This window comes from Arenibacter lacus, from assembly GCF_008711145.1.
In the GTDB taxonomy this organism is placed as follows: Bacteria; Bacteroidota; Bacteroidia; order Flavobacteriales; family Flavobacteriaceae; genus Arenibacter; species Arenibacter amylolyticus.
Genome location: NZ_VVIN01000006.1, coordinates 86,217 through 103,972, shown reverse-complemented (window position 1 = coordinate 103,972; position 17,756 = coordinate 86,217). Strand labels below are relative to the sequence as shown.

15 protein-coding genes are annotated in these 17,756 nt (G+C 41.1%); 6 read left to right on the top strand and 9 right to left on the bottom strand.

All coding sequences use genetic code 11. The features are described from left to right. Window positions 1–57: 57 nt before the first annotated feature. From F1E73_RS04055 to F1E73_RS04045, 3 genes are all read right to left on the bottom strand, one after another. Window positions 58–1,317, bottom strand: a complete 1,260-nt coding sequence (locus F1E73_RS04055) for an aminotransferase class I/II-fold pyridoxal phosphate-dependent enzyme (protein ID WP_150451160.1) — start codon at window positions 1,315–1,317, stop codon at window positions 58–60. Between the two features lie 111 nt (window positions 1,318–1,428). Then, on the bottom strand, window positions 1,429–2,469 hold the full coding sequence (locus F1E73_RS04050) for a PLP-dependent cysteine synthase family protein (protein ID WP_150451159.1): 1,041 nt from the start codon (window positions 2,467–2,469) through the stop codon (window positions 1,429–1,431). A 64-nt stretch (window positions 2,470–2,533) separates the two neighbouring features. Continuing rightward, on the bottom strand, window positions 2,534–4,612 hold the full coding sequence (locus F1E73_RS04045; RefSeq protein WP_150451158.1) for a S9 family peptidase: 2,079 nt from the start codon (window positions 4,610–4,612) through the stop codon (window positions 2,534–2,536). Window positions 4,613–4,874: 262 nt separating this feature from the next. Here F1E73_RS04045 and F1E73_RS04040 point away from each other — a divergent pair, with 262 nt between their 5' ends. Together F1E73_RS04040 and F1E73_RS04035 are read left to right on the top strand one after the other, a co-directional pair. Further along, a complete protein-coding gene (locus tag F1E73_RS04040; RefSeq protein ID WP_086476879.1) occupies window positions 4,875–5,201 on the top strand; it encodes a YbaB/EbfC family nucleoid-associated protein in 327 nt (108 codons plus the stop codon). A gap of 40 nt (window positions 5,202–5,241) precedes the next feature. Further along, the gene (locus F1E73_RS04035) at window positions 5,242–5,691 is read left to right on the top strand and encodes a thioredoxin family protein (protein WP_150451157.1); all 450 of its coding nucleotides are present in this window, start codon (window positions 5,242–5,244) and stop codon (window positions 5,689–5,691) included. A gap of 56 nt (window positions 5,692–5,747) precedes the next feature. On the opposite strand, the gene pdeM is transcribed toward F1E73_RS04035, so the two are convergent. Genes pdeM through F1E73_RS04015 form a run of 4 tightly spaced genes read right to left on the bottom strand, consistent with a single transcriptional unit; the run spans window position 5,748 to window position 11,551 of the window. Further along, window positions 5,748–6,374 carry a ligase-associated DNA damage response endonuclease PdeM gene (gene pdeM / locus F1E73_RS04030; RefSeq protein WP_086476881.1) on the bottom strand — a complete coding sequence of 209 codons (627 nt, stop codon included), beginning with the start codon at window positions 6,372–6,374 and terminating at the stop codon, window positions 5,748–5,750. A gap of 28 nt (window positions 6,375–6,402) precedes the next feature. Continuing rightward, window positions 6,403–8,925: a ligase-associated DNA damage response DEXH box helicase gene (locus tag F1E73_RS04025; RefSeq protein ID WP_150451156.1), complete on the bottom strand. Its 2,523-nt coding sequence runs from the start codon at window positions 8,923–8,925 to the stop codon at window positions 6,403–6,405. Then, entirely contained in the window at window positions 8,922–10,529 is a 1,608-nt protein-coding gene (locus F1E73_RS04020) for an ATP-dependent DNA ligase (protein WP_150451155.1), read from the bottom strand. Before F1E73_RS04020 ends, F1E73_RS04025 begins: the two co-directional genes overlap by 4 nt. Beyond that, window positions 10,526–11,551 carry a ligase-associated DNA damage response exonuclease gene (locus tag F1E73_RS04015; protein WP_150451154.1) on the bottom strand — a complete coding sequence of 342 codons (1,026 nt, stop codon included), beginning with the start codon at window positions 11,549–11,551 and terminating at the stop codon, window positions 10,526–10,528. Before F1E73_RS04015 ends, F1E73_RS04020 begins: the two co-directional genes overlap by 4 nt. A gap of 174 nt (window positions 11,552–11,725) precedes the next feature. Here F1E73_RS04015 and F1E73_RS04010 point away from each other — a divergent pair, with 174 nt between their 5' ends. Continuing rightward, window positions 11,726–12,046: a YegP family protein gene (locus F1E73_RS04010; protein ID WP_086476885.1), complete on the top strand. Its 321-nt coding sequence runs from the start codon at window positions 11,726–11,728 to the stop codon at window positions 12,044–12,046. 3 nt (window positions 12,047–12,049) lie between these two features. Here F1E73_RS04010 and F1E73_RS04005 read toward each other — a convergent pair whose 3' ends face one another. Together F1E73_RS04005 and F1E73_RS04000 are read right to left on the bottom strand one after the other, a co-directional pair. After that, a complete protein-coding gene (locus F1E73_RS04005; RefSeq protein WP_086476886.1) occupies window positions 12,050–13,072 on the bottom strand; it encodes a threonine aldolase family protein in 1,023 nt (340 codons plus the stop codon). 29 nt (window positions 13,073–13,101) lie between these two features. Further along, the gene (locus F1E73_RS04000; protein WP_150451153.1) at window positions 13,102–15,504 is read right to left on the bottom strand and encodes a zinc-dependent metalloprotease; all 2,403 of its coding nucleotides are present in this window, start codon (window positions 15,502–15,504) and stop codon (window positions 13,102–13,104) included. 86 nt (window positions 15,505–15,590) lie between these two features. Between F1E73_RS04000 and prfB the strand changes: the two genes are divergently transcribed. From prfB to F1E73_RS03985, 3 genes are all read left to right on the top strand, one after another. After that, window positions 15,591–16,689, top strand: a protein-coding gene (gene prfB, locus F1E73_RS03995) for a peptide chain release factor 2 (protein WP_150451152.1) whose coding sequence is annotated in 2 segments (ribosomal slippage) — window positions 15,591–15,653 and window positions 15,655–16,689 — 1,098 coding nt in all. Because the reading frame shifts where the segments join, the coding sequence is not laid out codon by codon here. Window positions 16,690–16,758: 69 nt separating this feature from the next. Next, a complete protein-coding gene (arsC, locus tag F1E73_RS03990; protein ID WP_150451151.1) occupies window positions 16,759–17,100 on the top strand; it encodes an arsenate reductase (glutaredoxin) in 342 nt (113 codons plus the stop codon). Window positions 17,101–17,275: 175 nt separating this feature from the next. Next, a complete protein-coding gene (locus tag F1E73_RS03985) occupies window positions 17,276–17,755 on the top strand; it encodes a hypothetical protein (protein ID WP_086476890.1) in 480 nt (159 codons plus the stop codon). The last annotated feature ends 1 nt before the right edge of the window (window position 17,756 follow it).

The window sequence follows — 17,756 nt, the reverse complement described above, 5'->3', positions numbered from 1 at the left end:
AATAAGAAAGCCAACGCTGTTGCTAGCGTTGGCTTTCTATTAGTATCAAAACATCCATTATTCTCCCATTGCAGCAGAAACTGCAGCGGACAATCTTTTGTAGGTTCCGTTCTGTAGTCGCTCTCTAATTACGGAAAACGCCTCTAGAGTTTCGGAAACATCCTCCAAGGTATGGGTAGCGGTAGGAATCATTCTTAAGAGAATCAATCCCTTTGGAATAACGGGGTATACAACAATGGAACAGAATATTCCAAAGTTCTCCCTTAAGTCCTTCACCAAGGCCATTGCCTCTGGAATACTTCCATTTAGGTATACTGGTGTTACACAGCTAGTAGTAGTTCCAATATCGAACCCTCTATCTTTAAGGCCGTTTTGCAATGCATTTACGTTCTCCCAAAGTTTCGCTTTCAACTCTGGTTGTGTCCGTAACATATCCAGTCGCTTCAAAGCTCCTTTCACATAAATCATAGGCAATGATTTAGCGAACATCTGCGAACGAAGGTTGTATTTTAAATAGTCAATAATTTCGGCATCGGCAGCTAAGAAAGCACCAATACCAGCCATAGATTTAGCAAAGGTGGCAAAATATACATCAATACCGTCTTGCACCCCCTGCTCTTCTCCGGCTCCTGCTCCTGTAGCTCCCAAGGTACCAAAACCGTGTGCATCGTCTACAAATAACCTAAAGTTATATTTTTCTTTCAGCGCTACAATTTCTTTCAATTTCCCTTGTTCGCCCCTCATACCAAAAACACCTTCAGAAATCACCAAGATTCCTCCTCCGGTCTGTTCGGCCATTTTAACAGCGCGCTCCAAGTTCTTCTCTAAGCTATCCATATCGTTGTGCTTAAAGGTAAAACGCTTACCCATATGCAAACGAACACCATCTATAATACAGGCGTGTGAATCTACATCATATACAATAATATCGTCTTTGGATACTAAGGCATCAATGGCCGAAACCATTCCTTGGTAACCAAAATTTAAAAGATAGGCAGCTTCTTTCTGTACAAATTGGGCTAACTCTTTCTCTAATTGCTCGTGAAATTCGGTATGTCCGCTCATCATCCTTGCTCCCATTGGGAAAGCAGCACCATATTCCAAGGCAGCCTCGCCATCTACTTTCTTCACTTCTGGCAAGTTAGCAAGGCCTAAATAATCATTAATACTCCAAGTAATTACCTCTTTCCCTTGGAACTTCATCCTATTGGAGATGGGGCCTTCCAATTTTGGAAAAACAAAATACCCCTCAGCTTGAGAAGCCCATTTTCCCAATGGTCCCTTATCTTCAATAATCCTGTCAAATAAATCTCTCATCTAGATCGGTTTGATTGTTAATACAATAGTATGTTTTTTTAACAAGCATTTATAACCTAAAAGCAACGACTGAGCTGTCGTTGCCCCTTGGTTATTAAAACTACATACCTTTTATTTTATAAACTCAATTTTTTGTGGCTCTTCAAACTTTTTGGAGTCGAAAAAACCTTGGTCGGCCATCCATTGGTCGCTATAAATTTTACTCATATATCTGGAACCGTGATCAGGAAAAATAACTACCACATTGCTATTTTCATCAAATTCCCCTAATTCGTCCAATTGCTTTACCGCTTGTAAAACAGCACCACTGGTATAGCCAACAAAAAGACCTTCGGTTTTGGAAATCTCTCGTGCCGTGTGTGCACTTTCCTCATCCGTGACTTTTATAAACTCATCAATTACTTTAAAATTGGTAGCAGTAGGAATTAAATTTTTTCCTAAGCCCTCAATTCGGTAGGGGTAAATTTCTTTATTGTCTAACTCCCCTATTTCGTGATATTTTTTTAATACAGATCCATAAGCATCCACTCCGATAACTCGGACTTCCGGATTTTTCTCTTTTAGGTATTTGGCAGTACCAGAAATAGTACCTCCTGTACCGCTACAAGCTATAAAGTGGGTGATTTGCCCCTTAGTCTGTTCCCAAATTTCGGGACCGGTACTATGGTAGTGGGCATCTGCGTTAAGCTCATTAAAATATTGATTAATATATATGGAGCCTTCTGTTTCCTCATGTAATCTCTTTGCCACCTCATAGTAAGACCTTGGGTCATCTGCACTTACGTGAGCCGGACAAACATATACTTTAGCTCCCATGGAGCGTAGCATGTCTATTTTATCCTTGGAAGATTTGGAGCTCACCGCCAAAATACAGTCATATCCCTTAATAATACTGATCATAGCGATACTAAAACCGGTATTACCTGAGGTTGTCTCAATAATGGTGCTTCCTTCCTTTAAAATCCCCCTTCGTTCTGCCTCCTCAATAATGTGTATAGCGGTACGATCCTTGGCGGAGTGCCCAGGATTAAAGCCTTCTACCTTGGCATAAAAGTTACCAGTTAGAGATTCAGCTACTTTGTTTAGTTTGATTAATGGGGTGTTTCCTATAAGTTCTAGGACGTTGTTATAAGCATTTATCTTATGTTCCATAGATATTTTCTAGGGTTTGGGCCTATTGACTTAGTAATTATTTGTCAATATATATGGCACAAAATTAACCTTTTTTTTCGATTATTGATTTATTTTGCTCCAAATCTATTAAAAACGCATATTCTTTTGCGACCTCCCGTAGGGATTCAAAACGCCCCGAAGCCCCGCCATGACCTGCATCCATATTGATATTGAAGAGTAATAAATTGTTGTCTTTCTTTTGCTCCCTAATTTTAGCCACCCATTTAGCAGGTTCAAAATACTGCACCTGCGAATCGTGTAACCCTGTGGTAACCAGCATATTGGGATATTCTTTAGGTGCTACATTGTCGTAGGGGGAATAACTTTTAATATATTCATAATACTCTTTATCATTGGGGTTTCCCCATTCATCGTACTCCCCTGTAGTGAGCGGTATAGACTCGTCTAACATGGTGGTTAACACATCTACGAAGGGTACTGCTGCAATGACTCCATTATAGAGTTCTGGTGCCATATTTACCACTGCACCCATTAAAAGTCCGCCTGCAGACCCTCCCATTGCATATAGATGGGCCGGACTGGTAAATTTTTGCTCTATTAGGTATTTAGAACAGTCCACAAAATCTGTAAAAGTGTTCTTCTTATTTAATAGTCGCCCCTCTTCATACCATTTTCTTCCAAGGTACTCCCCTCCTCTAACATGGGAAATGGCATAAATAAACCCTCTATCCAATAAGCTTAACCGTACTGTGGAAAAATAGGGATCTATGGTATAACCATAGGCACCGTAGGCATATTGTAATAACGGACTGTTACCATCTAGCTCCGTATCTTTATGATACACCAAGGAAATGGGAACCTTAACGCCATCTCTAGCCGTAGCCCAAATTCGTTGCGATACATAATTTTCTTTATTGAAAGTACCTCCCAACACCTCCTGTTCTTTTTTTATTACGCCTTCTTTGGTGCGCATATTAAAATCTATAACGGAGCTTGGTGTAGTCATGGAATTATAACCATATCTAACTATTTCGGTATCAAAATCTGGATTTGTCCCTACATAAGCAGTGTAGGTTTCGTCCTTAAAGGGTAAATAATAGCTATCACTACCATCCCAACGAACAATTTTAATCAGATTTAAGCCATTTTTTCGTTCAGAAAGAACGTAGTAATCCTTAAACATCTCAATATCCTCTATGAGCACCTCATCGCGGTGAGGAATAAACTCTTGCCAGTACTTAGTCTCCGTTTGTGTTTCCGAGGTCTTCATCACCTTAAAATTGGTGGCATCATCCTTATTGGTAAGGATATAGAAATCATTCTGGTAATGGGCAAGGGTATACTCTACTCCTCTTACCCTTTTGGAGAAAATTTGAAAATCGCCACTCGGATTATCGGCATTTAAAATCTGATATTCCGAAGTTAGTGTACTGGAAGAGCCAATAACAATAAACTTCCTCGATTTTGTTTTGTAAACAAAGGTGGTAAAGGTTTCGTCCGCTTCATGGAAGACCAACTTGTCCTCCTCTGTGGGCGTTCCAAGCACATGTTTGTAAATATTATTAGATCGCAGGGTTACCGGATCTTTCTTGGTGTAATAAATGGTTTTATTATCATTTGCCCATACGGCACTTCCGGTAGTGTTTTCTATTTTATCAGAAAATAACTCCCCTGTTTCTAAGTCCTTAAAATGCAAGGTATACTGCCTTCTAGAGACAGTATCTATACCAAAAACGGCCAATTTATTATTGGGACTAACCGAAAGACCACCTAGATTAAAGTAGTCATAACCTTGGGCCATCAGGTTGCAATCTACCATAATTTCTTCTGGAGCGTCCTCCATTTGATACCTACGGGTAAAAATAGGATACTCCTTCCCCACCTCAAAACGCGTGGCATACCAATATCCGTTGTATTTATAGGGCACCGAGGAGTCGTCTTCCTTAATACGGGATTTCATCTCCTGGAACAACTCCTCCTTTAGGTCGTTGGTATGTGCGGTAAGCGATTCGTAATAATCATTTTCCTGCTCTAGATACGCAATAACCTCTGGGTCTTCCCTATCGTTTAACCAATAATAGGGATCTACCCTGGTATCCTCGTGCGCCTTTAATAGTTTAGGCTGTTTCTTTAATTTTGGAGGAAGTAATTGCTGCTGCATAGAAATTTATTTCTAAAGAATGGGCAAAAGTAATATTTAAATACATCCCATAAGCCCAAACTAATATTAAAATTCACTAGCTCATTATAACATAAGTATAAATTCTTGTACTATAAATGAGACATATAGATATAGAGAAGGCCCAATCAATGCCTAGCTGCAGTTCCTTTAGGCAGCATATTAGTGGGATGGACCACGCTTTGAGGCTAAAATTGAAATCAATTTACTACTTTTGAATCCTGTAAACTTAAAATAGAAGACTATGTTTGGAGATATGATGGGTATGATGGGAAAACTTAAAGAAGCCCAAGAAAAAGTACAGCGCACTAAAGAGCGACTCAATACTGTACTTATAGATGAGCAGTCTGCAGACGGCTTGTTAAAAGTAAGCATAACTGCCAATAGAACTATTAAGGCTATTGAAGTGGATGACAGTCTTTTGGAAGACAAGGAGCAATTGGAAGATTATTTAATCCTAACCCTAAACAAAGCCATTGAAAAGGCTACTAAGATCAATGAAAACGAATTGGCAGCCGTTGCAAAAGAGGGAATGCCCAATATCCCTGGAATGGATGCATTTCTTAAATAGGAGGTATATTTCCATATACCTTCCTTTAAACTAACCTAGGTTGAAACCAATCCTGCTTTTATTACTCTTGCCCCTTTATCTCTCTGGGCAGAGCAACGCCAAAACAGACAGTCCTAAATGGCATACCAATTATGTGGAAGCCCTTGGGCTAGCCCAAGATTATAATAAGGACCTGCTGATGTATTTTACGGGTAGTGATTGGTGTGCTCCCTGTCGCGCCCTAAAGAAATCTGTGCTAGACACGGAGGAATTTTCCATCTTAGCAAAGGACTATGTCTTACTCTATGTAGATATACCCCGGAAAAAGGACAAAATTAGCCCAGAGGAGATGGAGCAGAATATGGAATTACTCTCGCGCTTTAACCAAAAGGGAATCTTCCCTTTTATGAGCCTAATACAGTCCAATGAGAAAGAAAAGGCTACTATTTCGGGCTTCGGCAGCAAAAGTGATAAAGGGCGTTATCTGAAATTTCTACAAAAACACCGTTAAGATTACATTCAGCTGGGCTACCTACCATAAGCTACCGCTATTTTTTGGCCGATCACCTAGATAACAAGGACCTCATTTTGGGTTGTGACATAGATAATATCCCCCTTTTTGGGAGTAATAAGAAACTTTCCCGTAAAGGCACCAAATGCGGGAAGGGTAAGCTGTTTCGGTTGTCTATGAAAGCAGGGAACGTTTAGGGTTTGTTTTCCCAAGCCACGTAGTTTTATTCCCGGATGAATATGGCCCGAAATAGTAAAAACCCCATCTCTTTCCGCTGGATGATGGGTAAGAAGAAAATTATTGATGAGCAATTCTTCCTTTATCTGGATACCCAAATCAGTAAACTTAGAAGGAGTTATAATATCGTGATTGCCTTTGACAAGTATTATTTGGGCAGTCTGATCGTTTACCCACTCTTCAAAAAAGCGCCATTCCTTATTTAGAGTACTGTGAAAGAGGTCTCCTAGAAAGCAGATTCTCGCAGGTTTAAACCAAGAAACCACCTGATTTAACCGCTCAAAATTACTTTTAATGGCCAATGGGGGCACCGCACTGCCAAATTTTCTAAAATGGGATATTTTCCCCAGGTGAACATCGGCTATTAGGACCATGTTTTGGTCCTTCCAATATAATGCCCCACTGGGGTGGAGCGTAAATAGGGTGTCCCTGATAGTAATTTCCATCAACAGCGTTGCGATTAGGGTTATAAAATTACGATTTTTCCAAGTGTAATAACATGCGCTTAATTCGATCCGCCAATTTTTCGGAAGAAAGTTTCTCCCTTAATCTATCGGTAATAATCGGAAATGAAAAAGGGGTTGGCTTGGTACAGGTTTTCCAAATTATAGTCTGCTTTTCAATTCGTTGCAGGGCCAATTGCAATCGCCCTTCCTCCAATTGATGCTCAAAAGTTTCCGTATAAGCCTGTTTCAACAATAGATTATCTGGTTCATAATCATTAAACACACTAAAGAGCAGCTGGGCACTGGATTGCAAGTGCTTACTTTTTACCAATTTATTAGGGAAGCCCGTAAACACCAAACCTGCTATGACAGCGATATCCCTAAATTTTCGTCGGGCCATCTCGGTAGCATTAAGACTTTTCTCTAAGTCACTTTTTACAAATCTACTGGAAAACAGCTCATTATCTAACACCTGCTGCATGTCCAACTCCTGATCGGAGAGGAGTTCAAATCCGTAATCATTAAATGCAATGGAGAAGGTAATAGGGGATAAAAGACTGATGCGATACGCTAATAAACTCCCCATAGCCTCATGTACAAATCTTCCTTCAAAGGGATAAAATACATTGTGATACCCTTCCCTGGTCTTAAAGGTTTCTATCAGAAGTTGCTTTGGCCCCGGGACGATACTTTCTTTTACCTGTCTTTTAAAAATCGGTATTAAGGATCTGAGCTCCCTGGATAGCCCATGTTTTCCCTGTTTTTTGATTTCACCATTATTCTCCGAATAATTATGTTGGTCGCTATTCAACAGTTCTGCCACCGCATAGAGCTCTTCCCTTAGCAGCTGGCTCATTTCCGAAGACAGGCTCATCCTTCCTCCCATCCAACTAGGGACAATGGAGGAGCGCTCCTTGCTTTTTTTAACTAGAACCTGCATGTTCTTCACTCTAAAAAGTTCTAAATTTCGGCCCGCAAAGGTAAATACATCTCCCGGTTTTAGTTTGGATATAAACCACTCTTCTATGGAACCAATATAGCCTCCTTTTAAGAATTTCACCGTTAATACTGCATCGCTTACTATGGTTCCTATTTGCAATCGATGCCTCATAGCCACTCCCCTATTATTTATTTTATACCGCCCGTCTTCTTCAATCTCCACTTTTTTAAATTCGTCATAGGCCTGAAGGCTCTGGCTTCCCAGGGTAATAAAATTTAAGATCCACCCCAACTGTTCAGGCGTTAGGGAACTATAACAAAATGTGGTAGTGACTTCCCGGTATATTTCCTTTGGATAAAATCCGTCCGAAACGGCCAAGGTGGTTAAATATTGCACTAAAACATCGTAACTATTTAGATAGGGAATTCTCTCTTCTACCTTTTGCGACTTTACCGCTTTTTGAAGTGCTGACGCTTCTATTAATTCCATAGCATGAGTAGGTAGAAAGTAAATTACACTTTCTTTCCCCGGTTGATGTCCACTACGTCCTGCCCGTTGTAAAAATCGTGCAACTCCTTTGGGTCCACCAATTTGGACAATGATCTCTACCGGAGCAAAGTCTACCCCTAAATCTAGACTGGAAGTACAGACCACTGCCTTTAAAGTTGCCTCGCGGATGGCATTTTCTACCCACTTTCTGGTTTCTTTGTTGATACTACCATGGTGCATGGCCATTTCCCCTGCTAGCTCTGGGTGTTTATCCAGAATTCTTTGAAACCAAATTTCACATTGGGAACGGGTATTGGTAAATAACAAGGTAGTCTTGCTGTTTTTTATGATAGGAATTACCTCTTCCAATAAATGTAGTCCCAAATGCCCACGCCAAGGGAATAGCTCCATTTTTTTGGGAATAATGGATTTAACCCTGATCTTTTTATTGATTTTAGCCTTGATCAACACCGAATTTTGAAAGGATTCGGATCCGGGCCCCAACAAAACTTCCCTAGCCTGGTCCAAGTTTCCGATGGTAGCAGAAATACCCCAAATACGTAATTTTGGGGCCACGGTTTTAATTCTGGAAAGTGCCAGTTCCATTTGTACCCCTCTTTTACTTCCCAGTAATTCGTGCCATTCATCCGTAACCACTGCTGCCAAGGAATTCATTTTTTTATCATACCCCTTGGAGGACAACAATAGCTGTAGACTCTCTGGAGTAGTGATCAATAAATTAGGTAATCGCCTATTTTGTGCAGCACGTTCCTTTTTACTGGTATCCCCGGTTCTAATTCCAACCGTGAAGGGAACCCCAATATCATCTACAAACCGCTGTGTAGCATTCTTTATCTCTACGGATAATGCCCGCAAGGGGGTCACCCAAATTGCCCATACGCCTTTATGGGTTTGAGTTTTATAGTTGGGATGCTCCCTTATATAATCAAGAACAATAGGTACCCAAAGGGCATAGGTCTTTCCACTACCCGTAGGAGCATTCAACAAACCATTCTTGCCCTGCAAATAAGCATCCCATGCCTGTTTCTGAAAAGGAAAAGGTTTCCAATCTTGGTTCTTAAACCAATTATCAGCAATACGGTACAAGTTTTTTTTATTCATGATAGGTTCGGAATGGGAATCATCTTTTTTAAATCTTCCAAGGTATTGGCTTCTTCGGCCTTTTTATCTTGGCGCCATCTAACTATTCTAGGAAACCGTGTTGCCACTCCGCTTTTATGCCGTTTGGAAAGTGCCACCCCTTCAAAGGCTATTTCAAAAACCAACTGTGGGGTAACGCTACGAACTGGTCCAAAACGTTCTAGGGTGTTCCTTTTAATCCACGCATCCACTTTTCTAAATTCGGCATCCGTTAGGCCAGAGTACGCTTTTGCAAAAGTGACCAATTCCCCCAATTCTTTATCCCAGAGAGCAAAGGTGTAGTCTGTAAACAAATTGGTTCTCCTGCCATGTCCACGCATGGCATAGGTAAGCACTGCATCTATGCGTAGTGGGTCTACTTTCCACTTCCACCAGTCCCCTTTTTTACGCCCCACCCTGTAGGTGGCCGACTTCCTTTTTAGCATGAGGCCCTCACTCCTATTTTCACGCGCTTTAGATCTTTCAGCAGCTACCTCCTTCCAATTCTTTACCTGGCTTATTTCCGAAAGATGAATAGGCAGCTCCCCTATCCCATCAATATTCCATAATCCCTCTAACAATTTCCTGCGTTTCTCCAAGGGTGAATTTCGGATATCTTTTCCCTGCCATTCCAATAAGTCATAGGCCTTTATTATCACAGGAGTGTCATTCAATAGTTTTTTAGTGACGTTTTTTCTACCGATACGGGTCTGCAAGTCATTGAACGAACCAATATTCCCCCTGGGAAAAGCCAAGATCTCCCCATCTAGCACCGTACCGTTGGGAATGATGCCGGGCATTGGGTGAAATTCTGGGTATTTATCCGTTACCAATTCCTCACCCCTACTCCAAACAAAGACTTCGTGATTCCTAACTATTATTTGGGCACGGATTCCGTCCCATTTATGTTCTATAAACCAATCTGAAACCTCACCTAGATCCTCTACCACCCCTTCCAAGGGATAGGCCAGGTAGAAGGGATAGGGTTTGGAGACAAGGTCTGTCTCCCTTTGTTCAATTACAAGATTATAAAATGTTGTAGTACTTGGGTCCCAGTTTCCCATTAAGCGATAGGCCAGCACATCTTCCTCTATATTCGTAGCTACGGATAATGCCCGAGTCATTAATTTCCGACTGATTCCTATCCTTAGGCTTCCTGTTATGAGTTTGGTGAAGATGAACCGCTCATAATACGGTAGCTTGGACCAGTTATCCAACAAATATTCCTTTTTCTCTTGTTCGCTCCAGTTTTTAAGCGCTATAATATCCTCCACAAAGCGGGATAAACTTTTTTCGTTCTTCTCATGAGAAGCAGGGATAATCAAGGCTATGGTTTCGGCTAAATCTCCGACAATATGATAAGAGTCTTCAAACAGCCACAGGGGGATGTCTGCCAATTGGGCCGCCCAACTTCTAATCAGCGTAGTATTTACAGGTCTAGGCGGACGCCTATGGGAAAGAATAGCAATAGCCCACACCTTATCGGAATCTGGGGCGACTTTAAAATAATCTATCAAAGCCACTACCTTGGCAGTAGTTTTATTAGTGCTGTCTAATTTCCGTATTAGGCTGGCAAATAATTTCATGGCATTTCCTCCTCCTCTTTTGCTTTGTTCAACTCTTCTAGCTCACCTGTAAACTGCGTCTGTTCTGTTCTAGCATCATACCCTTGCTCCCTTAGGTATCGGGAAAATATCTCCGTATAGCCATGGGTAGCAATGATCTTATTGGCGCCGGTACTTTTTATGGCAGTTAACAATCCCTCCCAATCACAATGATCGGAAAGCACAAATCCTTTATCGATGGCCCTTCTACGGCGGGCACCCCTAAAGGCCATCCATCCACTTGCCGAGGCAGTTACGAAGGGAACCATTTTTCGTATCCATGAGCTTCCATGAGCACTAGGGGGTGCCAGGACTAAACTTCCCAATAGGTCCTTTTTCTTTGTTTCCCGAGTAATTAAAGTGGTAGGTAGGAACGCTACTTGATCCCTTAGCACTTCTGTCATATTCTCTATGGCACCATGGGTATAAATGTTGCCAATGGAGGAATCTAAATGTTTTAACAAGCGCTGCGCCTTGCCCAAGGAATATGCAAATAAGACAGACGTTTTGCCTTCTTCCCTATTTGCGGCCCACCATTGGTTTATATCTTGAAAAACTTCTTCTTGTGGCAACCATTTAAAAGGAGGAATACCAAAGGTACATTCGGTAATAAAAGCATGGCATTTTACTGGTTGAAAGGGGGTAGACACCCCATCGTTTTCAAGTTTATAATCCCCAGAAAAAACCCAAACCTCTCCCTTATGTGCTACCCTTACCTGGGAACTACCTATAATATGTCCGGCTGGATGTAGGGAAAAAGAAACATTGTTCACTACAAACTTTTCATTGTATTCCACCCCCCGGACATTAATATCCCCTAACCGATGTTTAATAATAGGAACATTGTTATGGTGGGTAATGTATTCCTTATTCCCCCACCGGCTATGATCTGCATGTCCGTGGGTGATTATGGCCCGGTCTACAGGTTTCCAAGGGTCTAGATATACGTCGGCTTTTTTACAATAAAGGCCTTTTTCATTAAATTGGAGTAAGGGTGTTTCCATAGGTTCTCTAAAGTTATTGGAAATACCTGTAACAGTGTTTTTTATCCGTTTAAACCTTAACCCAATACCAAACTAAAGTACATAAAACACCTTCTTGCAAAGGATAGCTACAAAAAGTCTAGGATGACCTTCATTAACATATTTTATGTAACTTTAGAAAAAGACATGTAGCCAATGATACAGATAAGAAAAGAGTCGGACCACACCTATACCTTTAATGTACAGTCCAAAGAAGGACAGACCCTTTTACACAGCGTTCCCTTTAACGATAAGCACCTAATGGAGCAAACCATAGCGAGATTAAAGGAGTGGAGCAATCGTCATGCTTCCTTTGAGCGAAAGACCAATTACAATGGGAAATTCTTTTTCCTCTTTAATGACAATGATGGCAAGCTTATTGGCAACTCCCTGTTCTACAGTTCGGAGGCGGGGATGGAAAATGGAATTAAAAACCTTAAGAACATAATTTCCAACTTACCAGACCCCCAACCCTAATTTTTATAGTCGCGGTAGTATTTTCATAAACTCTTTGTGCATAGCATCGGTATAATCCAAATGCGTAACAATTCGAAGTTTACCCTGTCCCATACCGATGAGTTGAACGTGGTGTTTTTTTAAACTTTCCATGAAGTCTTCTATACTTCTTTGCTCCTCATCAATCTCGAAAATAACAATATTCGTTTCTGTAGGAGCCACTTTTTTAATATAGGGTATAGACTGTAACAAACTGCTAATTTCCTTGGCTTTTGCATGATCTTCTTCCAATCTTTCCCTGTGATTGTCCAAGGCATAAATTCCGGCTGCCGCTAAAAATCCGGCTTGCCTCATGCCTCCTCCAAAAATCTTTCTTATCCTAAGGGCCCTATTAATAGACTCCTTATCCCCAAGGAGCACGGAGCCCACGGGACATCCCAATCCTTTGCTGAGACATACACTGATGGTATGGAACAGCTCCCCATATTGTTGGGTAGTTTCATTTTTGGCGACCAGTGCATTCCATAAACGAGCACCATCCAAATGATACTTAAGGGAATGCCGATCGCACACCTCTCGTATAGCTTTTAACTCCTTAAAGTCCCAACAGGCACCGCCACCCTTATTGGTGGTATTTTCTATGGAAACCAGGGTAGTAAGGGGACTATGATAGAAGTCTGGGGGATTTATAGACGCCTCCACCTGTGTGGCCGTCATCATTCCCCTATGTCCGTCTACTAATTTACAGGATACGCCACTGTTAAAACTAACCCCTCCCCCTTCGTAATTAAAGATATGGGCATATTTATCGCAGATTAATTGTTCGCCAGGCTGGGTATGTAGCTTTATTGCCGTTTGGTTGGCCATGGTGCCACTAGGAAAGAATAAAGCAGCCTCCATTCCAAACATTTCGGCTATTTTTTCCTCTAAATGGTTTACACTGGGATCTTCTTTAAATACATCGTCCCCCACTTGGGCAGACATCATTGCTTTTAGCATTCCAGGCGTAGGCTTGGTAACAGTATCACTGATTAGGTTGATTTTCATAAGAGTTGTAATGACATTTAAATAGCGTACTAATGAAACTGGATGCAGTCCATTCCTATTGGAGAACCATCCGGAATTACTGGGGATGGAAGTATCTCAAATAGTTCTGGATGCTTATAGAATCCATCGATCCTTCTTACCATCTCCTGGGCGTTGGGATCGCTATTGCCAGCTAAGCTTGCTTTAATTTCCTCTAATTTCCGATTGGCGATTGCATTTACCTGAGGGTGCACCGACCTATGAGCCGCCAAATTCATTATATGGTAAAGCACCCTATAGTTAATATTCTGTTGAACTTGATTGAGGTAAGAATCCCTGTACTGTTTTCCTATAGTGGCGGCAATGGTTGACGCTAACACCTCACCCAGCCCAAGGTCACTATCCTTAAGGCTTTTTTGCACTATTAATCTAGAAGCTCTTTCCGGATTCAAAAGCAGTTCTAAGGTATGGTTGGCAGCTGTTTCCGGAGCAGATAAGGCATCAAAAGTAACCCCTGTACGGCCTTTGAAAGACTCTCGGGTACGTCCGTAACCCATGCTTCTAGGTGGAAATAGCGCTAATTTATCCTTAGGGATGGCTATTTCATCTGCATCCAAGGTTATTAGCAAGGTATTTAACGCTTCTTCCTGCACCCTTTTATCAATAGTTTTAACCGTGGTCTGTTCGTCACCTTTTACCGTATAATTATAGTCCATCCCCCCAATAAGCTTGGAAACGGCCTCTGTTTGGTATCTATGAAAGAAATATAGCGGCACAAAAACATCTTCCAAAACCGAGTTAGGTTCATCTGTTCTAATATTATCAATAGAAAAATTAGAAATGGCCACTTTTCTTATTTTCAGAAGATTTTCTAATTCCTTGGTTACATTGTCTCCATTGTCCCAAAGGTGGGCATAAGCATGCGCTCCTCCCATTGCCCTAGCATCCCTATCCGAAATAAAACGCAGCCCCTTTTTATGACCCTCCCTAAGTATTTCTTTTAAGGCTTCCCCTTCCTCCTCTGGTGATAGTTGGGAATACGCGTAGGCCACTGTAAGCTTATCCCATTCTCCTATTCCGGTGTCATAAGCCTTGGAGAAATCTACTTTACCCCGTTTAAGTGTTACGGCAGGATGCGGATAATCCATCACCGATGTTCTACCACTAGCGCTGGCAGCAAAATTATGGGCAAAACCCAAGGTATGTCCTATCTCGTGGGCAGCAAGTTGTCTAATACGGGCCAAGGCCATCTCCAACATCGGGTCATGATTATTATCGCCTTTGGCAAAAGGTTTATCCATTAAGGCTTGTGCAATTAGGAAATCTTGCCTAATCCTTAAACTTCCCAAACTAACATGCCCCTTTAAAATCTCACCTGTCCTTGGGTCCTTAATACTACTACCATAGCTCCACCCCCTTGTAGATCTGTGTACCCATTGTATTACATTATACCTTACATCCATAGGATCTACTTCTGCTGGTAGCATTTTCACTTGAAAAGCATCCTTAAAACCAATGGCCTCAAAGGCCTCATTCCACCAAGAAGCACCCTCCAGTAAAGCCGTACGCACTGGTTCTGGGGTACCGTTATCCAAGTAGTAAACTATTGGCTCTACGGCCTCGCTCACCTTGGCCTCAGGGTCCTTTTTTATTAACCGATGTCTGGGGATATATCGCTTAAGTATAGGTTCTTGAACTGGGGTGGCATAATCGTAATAACTGAAAGCGTAAGATCCAGATCCAGGGTGAAAAACCCTTTTCTGAAAATTATTATCCGGTAATTGGATAAAGGAATGATGCTGGGAAACGGTCACTAAAGAAGAATTGGGGGCAACGGAACGTATATGACTTCCCTGTGCCTCCCCACTAAAAGTTAATAGTACATCGAATTCAATATTTTTAGGAAACGCTTTGGTGCGTTCCAAATTCATTGCACTTTTGGATTTATCTAGGCTATACGACCCCTGATTGGCATTTTTTAACCGTTTTACCACGCCATGCACATCCTGCATTAAAAAATCCGTTAAATCTATGGTATATGTTCCGTTATCCTCTTCCTCTATTTTAAAACCATAAAGAACGGATTTTGCAAAGGCCTGCTTCACCGATTTTTTTTCCAAATCATTATCGGTTAGTGCTCTAAATTTTAGGTTAGGCTGCACCAAAAGTAATTTATTGCCTGCCTTTTTAAAGTACACCACCTGCTCGCCTCCCAACTGCCCACGGTCTAGGCCAATATCATTACTTCCAATCCCACTACTAAGGGAGTAAACATAAAGAAATTCTTTATCGAGTTCTGCCACCTCTAAATAGACCTTGTCATTATTTTGGTCGTATAAAAAGTTGAACAAACCATTAAATTCCGTGAAATTCTTCCTGTTTTCTTGAATTTGAGCTTCGGCGCCCAAACATCCGATAAACAATGCAAAGCAAACTAAAATTAGGTGTTTCATTATTCTCTCTATTGAAATTTTAAATTTATATAAAATAGATTGTACAACCGTACTTAAGTTCTATTTTTGTTAAAAATGAGAAAAATATGATAAACACAGACCATTATAAGAGTCTTATGGATCGCCTTGGTGCGTTAAGGAGGTATCTTTGACATAGATGCCAAGCTTATTGAAATAGAGAACGAGCAAGAAAAAACCATGGCGCCGGACTTTTGGGATCATCCGCAAGAAGCCCAGGCTCATTTAAAATTGATTCAATCCAAAAAACAATGGGTAGACGAATATAATCGGGCGAAAAGTTTGATAAATGATTTGGAGGTGTTTTTGGAGTTTGTCAAGGAAGGTGAAATGTCCCAAGAGGAAGTGGATGAGCACTACGAAAAGACCTTGGAGGCCTTGGAGAAATTAGAATTCAAAAATATGCTTTCCTCCGAAGGGGATGAGCTATCTGCCGTTATACAAATTACCTCTGGTGCCGGGGGAACGGAAAGTTGTGATTGGGCTGCCATGCTTATGCGTATGTATATGATGTGGAGTGAAAAACACGGCTATAAAATAAGGGAACTCAATTACCAGGAGGGTGATGTTGCAGGGATAAAGACTGTGACTTTGGAAATAGACGGCGACTATGCATTTGGATGGCTAAAAGGAGAAAATGGGGTTCATAGGTTGGTCCGTATTTCGCCTTTTGACAGTAATGCTAAAAGACACACCTCTTTTGCCTCTGTTTACGTATACCCAATGGTAGACGAAAGTATAGAGGTAGAAGTGAATCCGGCTGATATAGAAATTACCACAGCCAGATCTAGCGGTGCAGGAGGTCAGCATGTAAACAAGGTAGAAACTAAAGTGCAGTTGGTTCACAAGCCTACGGGGATCCAAATTTCCTGTTCAGATTCTCGTTCGCAACACGATAACAGAGCTACCGCCCTTAACATGCTTAAATCCCAGTTATATGAGATAGAACTGCGTAAGAAAATGGAAGCCCGACAGGAAATTGAATCGTCAAAGATGAAAATTGAATGGGGATCCCAGATTCGTAATTACGTAATGCACCCTTATAAATTAGTTAAGGATGTGCGTACCGGCGAGGAAACTGGTAATGTTGATGCAGTTATGGATGGGGATATAGATCGCTTCCTCAAGGCTTATTTAATGCTAATGGGCCAAAAAGATGATGATTAATACTATTCCTTATTTAGCCAATTTATAAAACAAGGACCTGAACCATTAATTTTTTAATCTTGATAAATTATGATTAAGATATATCACAACCCCAGATGCAGTAAGTCTAGGCAAGGGGTTGCCATCCTCACAGAATCGGGAAAAGATTTTGAGATTGTAAAGTATCTGGAAGACATTCCTACCAAACAGGAGTTGAGTGCCATCATTAATACCCTAGGGATTACTCCCAAGGAACTGATACGCACCAACGAGAAGATTTGGAAGGAAAAATATAAGGATAAGGAACTTACCGATGATGAATTACTATCAGCTATGGTAGAAAATCCAAAATTGATAGAGCGCCCCATTGTAATAACCCAAAATAAAGGGGTGGTGGGTAGACCTCCAGAAAAAATAAAGGAGCTGCTTTAAGCAGCTCCATCTTTTTAATGAGTAACCAATTCACCCATTAAACGCACCCTAAAACCTAGATATATTCTTTCTTGGAGATGAGGTCTAGTTTTGCTTTCAATCGTTTTAACATACTTTTAACCCTCAACGGTTAAACCTTCAATTAATTTTAGACTCTTACTAAGCAGTTAACGTTATGAACACAAACAAAAGTTTTTTACTGAGCATTTTATTTGGGCTCCTCTCATTTCCGTTTTTAAGTGCGCAATACGGATATGGTTACGGCAGTGGCTACGGATATGGAAGACAACGAAATACGATTCCCCAGGCGACGGAAAAACCAAAGGAACCTGAGAATTTAACGGCAGAACAAATTGTAGATGCCGAAATGCCTTCCATTACGGAGAAATTGAGCCTTAATGGATTTGAGGAAGCCGTGGTAAGCTCTATCCTAAAAAAATATCTGCAAGAGCGTATAGAGATGCAGATCTTGAAATTGCCCCCAGAGAAAATGAGGGAAGGAATGGAAAGAATTACCAAGAACCAGGATGAAGAGCTTAGAGCAGGCCTCCCTTTAGACAAATACGAGGCGTTTGTAGCCCTTCAGGAAAATGGTTTTAAAAAAGTAAAAGAAAAAAAGAGGCGTAAAAAAAGAAAGAAAAAATCAAATAACTAAT